This is a genomic window from Aquisalimonas sp., from assembly GCF_007120195.1.
GTDB lineage: Bacteria > Pseudomonadota > Gammaproteobacteria > Nitrococcales > Aquisalimonadaceae > Aquisalimonas.
This window is the reverse complement of the sequence record NZ_SKOG01000250.1, coordinates 1-8,296: the sequence shown is the minus strand read 5'-3', so window position 1 is coordinate 8,296 and position 8,296 is coordinate 1. Positions and strand designations below refer to the sequence as shown.

Below are 8,296 nucleotides of genomic sequence, written 5' to 3'. Positions count from 1 at the left end.
GTGAACCTGGTGCTCGGCATTATCGTGGTCGTCGTTGCCAGCGGCGGGCGCCTCGGCATGCTGGGCTAGTGTCCTTTTGGCATTCGTGCGCCTGTGGCGCGGTGTGTTTTACGGCGGGTTATGCTGCGCTAACCCGCCCTACGGGTACGGCGTGTAGCCACGCCATGGCACTGGGCCCGATCGAAGGGCGTAGGGTGCCATTAGCGCCAGCGTAATGCACCGTCAAACAAACCGCGCCAAGGGCGCACAGGCGCAGCTTGGGTTGCGCGCCTGCGGCGCCCTGTCATTGACGGCGGGTTACGCTTCGCTAACCCGCCCTACGGATACCGTGTCATGCCACGCCATGGCACCGCGGTCGATCGAAGGGCGTAGGGTGCCATTAGCGCCAGCGTATCTTCCTCTATCCGCTGCGCGCCGACGCCCGAGTGGCCCTGGCTTCAGCGCCATAACCATAATTCGAATTGCTGGCCACAGGTGGTGTGTGTCGAGCATTGCTGATAACTTGGCTGTGCAGGCTACCAGTCACGTGGATGGTGACCGTATCGCGTTCGCCCTGACCTCGCCTTGCAAGCGGCCGGCTTACCGTCATCGGCTCATTGGCTGCCCGCCGAGGGTTTCTTGACCTAAATCATTCCCCTCTCGAGGGGGTTAGGCCCAAACTACCCACCAGTAGGCGATCACCGACCGGCGACCGGAGTACGCGCAACTCGATGAACCCGCGCATCGTCAACGCAGACGCTTGGCCCCAGGAGGCGCACGAGAAGCCGAACCAGTCGGGTCTTCGCGCAGATGGACTGAGCTGCCGCAAAGGGGGCCGAACGCTGTTCGCCAAGGTCAGTTTCGACCTTCAGCCTGGTCAGTTATTGTTTGTGCGCGGACGCAACGGCAGTGGTAAAACGACTCTCCTGCGGGCCATCTGCGGCCTGACGGAACTGGCCTCCGGTGAGGTCCTTCTCCACGGTGAGAGCATGCGCTCGCCGAATGATCGCACGCGGGCCAGTCTTCTCTATATCGGCCACCGGGATGCTGTAAAGGAAGACCTGACCCCATTGGAGAATCTGATCGTCCACCAGGGGTTGCGCGGTGAAACCAGTGACGAGGTATCCTGTCTCGGCGCCCTGGCACAGGCCGGGCTAGGCGGTTACGAGGACACCCCCGTGCGCTATCTGTCGCAGGGACAACGACGACGCACGGCGCTGTCCCGTCTGCTGCTCTCCCCCTGCTCGTTGTGGGTGCTCGACGAGCCATTGGCAGCGCTGGATGTCCCGGCGGTGAACTGGCTGCTCGAACTCATCGGCGGGTACCTGGATCGAGGCGGTCTGGTGGTCACCACGAGCCATCAACCTATCGACGGCTTGCGTGAAGTGCACGTCGTGGACTTGGATTAGGGCCCTATGGGGAGGTCTTTATGGACACTGCTGCGACGCGACGTTTCCCTGACCGTGATGCGCCGGCAGGACGTGCTGACGGTGGTGGTGTTCTTTATCATTGTGATCACGTTCTTCCCCCTTGCCGTGGGTCCGGAGCCAGAGACGCTGCGCGCAATTGCGCCGGGCGCCATCTGGGTGGCGGCCGCACTGGCCAGTGTCATTTCCCTGGATCGGCTGTTCGCGGACGACTGGCGCGATGGCACGCTGGAGCAACTCGCCCTGATTCAGCAGCCCCTGGCACTGGTGGCGCTAACCAAGATCGCCGCCCATTGGCTGGCGCTGGGGCTGCCTTTGGTGCTGCTCTCCCCTGTGCTCGGTTATTCCCTGGGCCTGCAGGGGTTCGAGTTGGTGACGCTGGCAGCCTCACTCGCCCTGGGGATGCCGGTACTCAGCCTCCTAGGGGCGTGCGGGGCGGCACTCACTTTAGGGGTTCGGGCGGGCGGGGCATTGATGGCCCTTTTGATATTGCCGCTGTATGTACCGGTTCTGATCATCGGCTCCGGGGCCGTCGCCGAAGCCATGCACGAGGCCGGCCCCTCTGCGCACCTGTCGCTGCTCGGGGCGATGCTGGCCCTGGCCGTGCCGCTGGCGCCGCTGGCTGTGGCCGGGGCACTGCGCATCGCCCTGGACTAACCGGAACATTCGGTATGGCACATTGCCCGGCAAGGAGTTGACCGTGACGTATCGACGCATCCGCTGGCTGAAGTTCACCGCTCCGGCCAATTTCTATGCCCTGGTTCAACGGCTCGCCCCGTGGCTCTGGGCTGGCGCCGCTGTGCTGGCGGTAGCCGGCCTTTACACCGGTTTTTTCGTGGCGCCGCCCGACTACCAGCAGGGCAACAGCTACAGGATTATGTTTATTCACGTGCCGACGGCGTGGATGGGGATGTTTCTCTACCTGCTCATGGCTGTGTACGCGGTCATCTACCTCGTCTGGCGCATCAAGATGGCGGACATCATGGCCCGCAGCCTCGCGCCCACGGGGGCATTGATGACGTTATTGGCCCTGTGGACTGGCGCGCTTTGGGGCGCGCCAACCTGGGGGACCTTCTGGGTCTGGGATGCACGCCTGACCTCGACGCTGATTTTGCTGTTTCTGTTCCTGGGCTACATCGCCTTGCACGCTGCGGTGGACGACCGGGAGAAAGGGGGGCGCGCCGCATCGCTACTGGCCTTGATCGGGGCTGTCAACGTGCCAATCATCTACTTCTCAGTGGAGTGGTGGCACACGCTGCACCAGGGCATGTCAATCACCCTGACCCAAGCGCCCACCATGGCGCCGTCCATGTTTACCGCACTGCTGTTGATGACGGGCGCCTGCTGGCTCTACTCGGCGGCCGTTACCCTGCGCCGCGCCCAGGCTGAAGCCCTTGAGCGCGAGTCCGATAGCCAATGGGTCACGGAGGCGGTGCAGCGGGAGCACGCGTTGAGGCAGCCGGCGGCCCCGGCGGTGCGCGCCGTCGAGCCGCGAGGCGCCATCAGCAAAGAAGGGGATTCGTGAATGTGGGACGGAATTGGTGATTTCATCGCCATGGGTGGCCACGGGCCCTATGTTTGGGGGTCTTACGGGGTGTTCGCCATGGTCCTGCTAGCGGAAGTGTCTGTGCTCGCCCGGCGCCGGCATCGCATCCGGACCATACTCGCCCGGCGCTCCTCGCCGGGGGCCGCCAGCACCTGGAACCAAAAGCAAGAGGAGTCGCTCGAACCATGAAGAAACGGCAAAAACGACTTGCGCTCGTATTGGGGGTCGTCGCCGGGCTTTCCGTGGCCACCGCGCTGGTGCTCAACGCGTTTCGCGACACGATGGTGTTCTTTGTCACCCCGTCCGAAGTGATGGCCATGAGCGACATGCCGGAGCGTAAGTTCCGGATCGGTGGACTGGTGGAGGATGGCAGCGTCGAGCGGGACCAGGAATCAACGAATGTCATGTTCCGGGTCACTGACACCGCCAAGAGCGTGACCGTCACCTACGAGGGCATTCTCCCGAACCTCTTCCGCGAAGGCCAGGGCGTGGTCGCGGAAGGACATATCGACTCGGACGGGGTCTTCCGGGCGGACAAGGTCCTGGCGCGCCACGACGAGGAGTACATGCCCGCCGAGGCCCAGGAAGCAATAGAACGAGCCGGCCATCCGACAGACATCGACAAGGGGTATTAGCACATGATCGCCGAACTTGGCAATTTCGCGCTGATCCTGGCCTTGTGCCTCGCCGCCACGCAGGCGGTGTTGCCCCTGGTCGGAGCCGGCATCGGCAATGAGCGCCTGATGCGCACCGGGCGGTCGTTGGCCGTGGGCCAATTCGTCTTTCTCGTCGCATCCTATGCGGCACTGACCTGGGCATTCGTGGTCAGCGATTTCTCCGTCGAATACGTCGCCCTCAACTCCAATGTCGCGTTACCCACCCATTACAAGGTCACTGCAGTCTGGGGGGGGCACGAGGGGTCGCTGCTGTTATGGGTGATGGTGCTGGCCGCCTGGAGCGTCGCGGTGGCGATCTTCAGCAAGCCGCTGCCAAGGGAGATGGTGGCCCGGGTACTGGCGGTGCTGGGCATGGTCTCCGTGGGCTTCCTCGCCTTCACCGTGCTCACCTCCAATCCGTTTGACCGCTTGATTCCGGCCCCGGCCGACGGGGTGGATCTCAACCCGCTGCTCCAGGACCCGGGGATGATCATCCACCCGCCGCTGCTGTACATGGGCTACGTCGGCATGGCGGTGGTCTTCGCCTTCGCCATGGCCGCGCTCATCGGCGGTCGCCTCGATGCGGCATGGGCGCGCTGGTCGCGCCCATGGACCACGGTCGCCTGGTGCTTTTTGACCCTGGGGGTCGGTGTTGGCTCCTGGTGGGCGTACTACGAGCTCGGCTGGGGCGGCTGGTGGTTCTGGGATCCAGTGGAGAATGCCTCGTTCATGCCCTGGCTTGCCGCCACCGCCTTGCTGCACTGCCTGGCGGTCACGGAGAAGCGTGGCGGATTCAAGGTATGGACCGTGATGCTCGCCATCGTCACCTTCGCGCTGACGATTCTGGGCGCCTTCATCGTGCGCTCCGGGGTCATCACCTCGGTGCACGCCTTCGCCACCGATCCGGACCGCGGTGTCTTCCTGCTCGCCATGCTGGGGGCGACTTTGCTGGGCAGCCTGGCGCTGTACGCCTGGCGCGCGCCGAAAGTCGGGCTCGGCGGCGGTTTCGGCTGGTATTCCCGGGAATCGCTGCTGCTCGGCAACAACGTTCTGCTGGTGGTGTCCTGCGCCGCGGTATTTATCGGCACGCTCTACCCGCTGGCGCTGGATGCATTCAGCCTGAGCAAGATTTCCGTGGGCCCTCCGTTCTTTGACGCGGTCTTCATGCCCCTGATGATGCCGATGCTGTTCCTGGTCGGAATGGCACCGCGCGTCGCCTGGAAACAGGGCAATCCGCAGGAGACCTACCGGGAACTGCGCTGGGTCTTCGTCGTCAGTGTGCTGCTTGGGATTGCCTGGCCGCTCGCCATGGGTGCCTGGAACCCCCTCACGGCCCTGGGCCTCGGCCTGGCTATCTGGATCCTGCTCACGGCCGCAACGGACCTGCGCAACCGCATGATGCGCCGGCGCTCGCAGGGCCTCGGCGGCATGCTGCGCGCTCTGCGCCCGAGCTTCCTGGGCATGCATTTGGCCCACGCCGGGCTCGCGCTCGTGGTGATTGCCATCTCCATGGTCAACACCTACGAGATTGAGCGGGATGTGCGTCTTGCCCCCGGCGAGACCGCCACGGCCGGGAAGTACGCATTTACCCTGGCGTCGGTGAGCAAGGTCAGAGGGCCTAACTTCGATGCGGATCAGGCCTCGATTGTCGTCACCCGCAACGGAACGCAGGTGACCACGCTCACGCCGCAACGCCGCGACTATGACTCCCAAACCGGAATGCCGATGACGCAGGCCTCGCTCCATCGGCGACCGTCGCGGGATCTGTACGTCTCGTTGGGCGAGCCCGTGGGCAGTGACGCCTGGCTGGTCCGCCTGTACTACAAGCCCTACATGTTCTGGATGTGGACCGGCGGGCTGCTGATGGCATTTGGTGGTTTTCTCGCCGCCGCCGACCGCCGATATCGTCTGGCCCGCGATCGCTCTACGGTGTCCCAGACGGATATTCCGATTTCCGGGCGCGACGTGCGGCAGGAGGTCTCGTGATGCTGAAGCGTATTTTCATCCCACTGACAGGGGCGCTGATGGTGCTCGGGCTGCTCTACGTCGGCCTGGGCCTTGACTCCCGCTCCCTACCCTCACCGCTGGTGGGCAAGCCGGCCCCTGCGTTCGAGCTTGAATCCCTTGAGGACCCCGAGCGGATGATTACCGAGGCTGATTTCATCGGCGAGGTCGCCCTGGTCAACGTCTGGGCGTCCTGGTGCTCCTCGTGCCGCTCCGAAAAGCCCTACCTGATGGCATTGGCCAGGCAGGGCGTCACCATCCACGCGTTCAACTACCGGGACACCCGGGAGGACGCCACACACTATCTGGCGGCGGATATGAACCCGTACGACACCATCGCCTTCGACCCCCAGGGGGACGCGGGAATGGAATGGGGCGTTTATGCGACGCCAGAGACCTATGTCCTCGACGCCGAGGGCATCATCCGCTACAAGCACATCGGCCCGCTCGACGCCCAGCTCGTGCGCGAAGAAATCCTGCCGGTGCTTGAGAAACTGGAGGCGGAACAGTCATGAACCAGAAACCGCTGCCGACGCATCTCAGGCATCGGCGAACTGCGTGGACCGGGGGTCTGGGCACGCTGCTGGGTGCGCTTCTGATCGGCCTCATGCTCGCGTCACCCGCTGCGGCGCTGCCCGTGGGGCAACCGGTCGAGTTCGAGACCGAGGCACAGGAACAGCAGTACCAAAAACTCGTACGCGAGCTGCGCTGCACGGTGTGTCAGAGCGAGACAATCTATGAATCCAATGCCCCGCTGGCGGGGGATATGCGCCGCCGTGTATACGAGATGACCGCCGACGGCGCCAGCGAGGACGAGATCATTGATTTCATGGTCCAGCGCTACGGTGATTACGTCCGTTACCGTCCCCCATTGCAGGCGAATACGGTGCTGCTGTGGACCAGCCCGTTCCTGCTGCTGGTTGCCGGGGGACTGGTCTGGCTGCAGGTGGTGCGCCAGCGCCAACAGGTTGCGAACCATGGCGAGTTGAGCGCAGACGAGCGGGCCGCACTTGAGCGGTTCCGCCGTGGCGAGTAAGGCGAAGGGGTAAGCAAAGAATGAACTGGGTGTTTTTGATCGCAGCCGCCGCGCTGTGCGCCGCGGCCCTTGGCTTTATCCTGTTTCCGCTGCTCCGGGACTCGGCCCCGGGAGCGCATCAACGCTCCCGGCGCGAGGTCAATGCCGCGGTCCATCGCGATCGATTGGCGGAGCTGGACCAGGACCTGGCGCAAGGGACGTTGAGTCGGGAGCAGCACACTGAGGCCGTCGCCGACCTGGAGCGCGAGCTTGTGCAAAGCGGAGCGGTGGACCCCGACGACGACGCTTCAGGCCAGGCTTCCGGGCACCGTGCCACGGTGATCACCTCGGCCGCCATTGCAGCAGTGGCCGTACCGGTGCTGGCCGTGGGACTCTACACCAGTGTCGGCTTTGGCGAACAGGTCTTCCAGGGCGACAACCAAAGCCAAGCCCAACGCCAAGGCGGCGACCCCAGCTTGGCCGATGATGCGCAGAATCTGGAGGATATCCGGGCGCTCGCGGAGCAGCTCCGTGAACGAATGGATGAGCAACCGGAGGATCTCATGGGCTGGGTGTTGCTGGGGCGCACGCTGTCGCATTTACAGGAGTACGAGGAGGCGAGCGAGGCCTTCGGCGAAGCGGTTGCCCGTGGTGGTGACAACGATCCGGACTTGCTGGTGCGGTACGCGCAGGCACTGGGTGAGGCCTCGGGGAGCCTGCAGGGGCCCCCCAAAGAGCTCATCGACCAGGCGCTTGAGATCGCCCCCGAGCACCCGCAGGCCCTTTGGCTGGCGGGAAGCGCGGCGTACCACACGGCGGACTACGCAAGCGCCCGCGAGCATTGGGAAACGCTACTGTCTATGCTGCCGGATGATTCCGAGGGCGCGTCCTCACTACGAGCCACCCTGGAGGAAATGCCGGGGCGAGGCAGCGACGGTTGAGCGAACAATGCCCGCCGCGAGCGTGTCCCACGGCGGGTAGGGTCACGGCAGCCACGATCCCAGACTTCTAACCCGGCTGGTAATACGCTGCCCGCGTAACGCTCTCAGCCGCTCCGCCGATTTCCTCACTGCTTTGGGGAACGTCCAGGGACTTTTGGCGCTGTCCCGCGGGCGGTCGCGTATGCAGGCGAATATGAGGGTAAACCCACTGATGGGGCGCCACGAGTTGCCCTGGAAGATGGTATTTGCACCGCTGTAATCACGGCGCCAAACTCGACTCACCGCAGCCATGCAGCGAAGTTCGATCGTGGCGCAGCGCCGATACCATCTCTTTGGGTTCACAACCATGACCGCTTGACGCCCGGGCGTTCCGGCCCTAGTCTCTCGCCGGTGCATCGCGGTGCAGGGAATCTGTATGGCCCAATCATCCCTTTCGTCCATAGACCGGTTGCGCTTTTTTTTCAGTCAAATCAAAGAGCGCTTGTGGGCCAAGCCTCTGGCACTGTGCTTGCTCTCGGTTGGTGGCGCGTTTATCGCCAAATTGGCGGACTATACGGGCCTCTCCAGTGTGTTGCCGGAGATTAGCCAGGATTCTATCGAGTCCTTACTGTCCATCATGGCCTCCAGCATGCTGCTCATTGCGACGTTTGCGGTAGGCTCCATGGTTGCCGCTTATGCATCAGCCAGTACCGGCGCGACGCCACGCTCCTTTCCGCTGGTGATTGCCG

Annotated in this window: 10 protein-coding genes; all 10 read left to right on the top strand. The window is 64.0% G+C overall.

The genetic code is table 11. The annotated features are described in order from the left end of the window. Positions 1-710: 710 nt before the first annotated feature. The gene (gene ccmA, locus QZT63_RS17600) at positions 711-1,388 is read left to right on the top strand and encodes a cytochrome c biogenesis heme-transporting ATPase CcmA (protein ID WP_290653015.1); all 678 of its coding nucleotides are present in this window, start codon (positions 711-713) and stop codon (positions 1,386-1,388) included. Positions 1,389-1,394: 6 nt separating this feature from the next. Beyond that, positions 1,395-2,063: a heme exporter protein CcmB gene (gene ccmB, locus QZT63_RS17595; RefSeq protein WP_290653013.1), complete on the top strand. Its 669-nt coding sequence runs from the start codon at positions 1,395-1,397 to the stop codon at positions 2,061-2,063. Between the two features lie 43 nt (positions 2,064-2,106). Next, complete coding sequence (locus QZT63_RS17590) at positions 2,107-2,931, top strand: heme ABC transporter permease (protein ID WP_290653012.1); 825 nt, start codon at positions 2,107-2,109, stop codon at positions 2,929-2,931. Next, on the top strand, positions 2,932-3,141 hold the full coding sequence (gene ccmD, locus QZT63_RS17585; protein ID WP_290653010.1) for a heme exporter protein CcmD: 210 nt from the start codon (positions 2,932-2,934) through the stop codon (positions 3,139-3,141). Further along, positions 3,138-3,587 (top strand): cytochrome c maturation protein CcmE, encoded by a 450-nt coding sequence (gene ccmE / locus QZT63_RS17580; RefSeq protein WP_290653008.1) that lies wholly within the window; start codon positions 3,138-3,140, stop codon positions 3,585-3,587. Before ccmD ends, ccmE begins: the two co-directional genes overlap by 4 nt. 3 nt (positions 3,588-3,590) lie before the next feature. Further along, entirely contained in the window at positions 3,591-5,594 is a 2,004-nt protein-coding gene (locus tag QZT63_RS17575; protein ID WP_290653006.1) for a heme lyase CcmF/NrfE family subunit, read from the top strand. Beyond that, entirely contained in the window at positions 5,594-6,127 is a 534-nt protein-coding gene (locus QZT63_RS17570) for a DsbE family thiol:disulfide interchange protein (RefSeq protein ID WP_290653004.1), read from the top strand. Before QZT63_RS17575 ends, QZT63_RS17570 begins: the two co-directional genes overlap by 1 nt. Continuing rightward, on the top strand, positions 6,124-6,648 hold the full coding sequence (locus tag QZT63_RS17565; RefSeq protein ID WP_290653002.1) for a cytochrome c-type biogenesis protein: 525 nt from the start codon (positions 6,124-6,126) through the stop codon (positions 6,646-6,648). The genes QZT63_RS17570 and QZT63_RS17565 overlap by 4 nt, the downstream gene beginning before the upstream one ends. Before the next feature lie 20 nt (positions 6,649-6,668). Further along, entirely contained in the window at positions 6,669-7,568 is a 900-nt protein-coding gene (gene ccmI / locus QZT63_RS17560) for a c-type cytochrome biogenesis protein CcmI (RefSeq protein ID WP_290653000.1), read from the top strand. A gap of 415 nt (positions 7,569-7,983) precedes the next feature. Continuing rightward, positions 7,984-8,296: DUF2254 family protein (locus tag QZT63_RS17555; RefSeq protein ID WP_290652999.1), on the top strand; the 313-nt coding region annotated here is incomplete at its 3' end.

Bases quoted from the DNA above. Each gene is read 5' to 3' on its own strand.
- ccmB (WP_290653013.1), top strand. From the start codon at position 1,395: ATGGGGAGGTCTTTATGGACACTGCTGCGACGCGACGTTTCCCTGACC.
- QZT63_RS17570 (WP_290653004.1), top strand. From the start codon at position 5,594: ATGCTGAAGCGTATTTTCATCCCACTGACAGGGGCGCTGATGGTGCTC.
- ccmE (WP_290653008.1), top strand. From the start codon at position 3,138: ATGAAGAAACGGCAAAAACGACTTGCGCTCGTATTGGGGGTCGTCGCC.
- QZT63_RS17575 (WP_290653006.1), top strand. From the start codon at position 3,591: ATGATCGCCGAACTTGGCAATTTCGCGCTGATCCTGGCCTTGTGCCTC.
- ccmD (WP_290653010.1), top strand. From the start codon at position 2,932: ATGTGGGACGGAATTGGTGATTTCATCGCCATGGGTGGCCACGGGCCC.
- ccmA (WP_290653015.1), top strand. From the start codon at position 711: ATGAACCCGCGCATCGTCAACGCAGACGCTTGGCCCCAGGAGGCGCAC.
- QZT63_RS17565 (WP_290653002.1), top strand. From the start codon at position 6,124: ATGAACCAGAAACCGCTGCCGACGCATCTCAGGCATCGGCGAACTGCG.
- ccmI (WP_290653000.1), top strand. From the start codon at position 6,669: ATGAACTGGGTGTTTTTGATCGCAGCCGCCGCGCTGTGCGCCGCGGCC.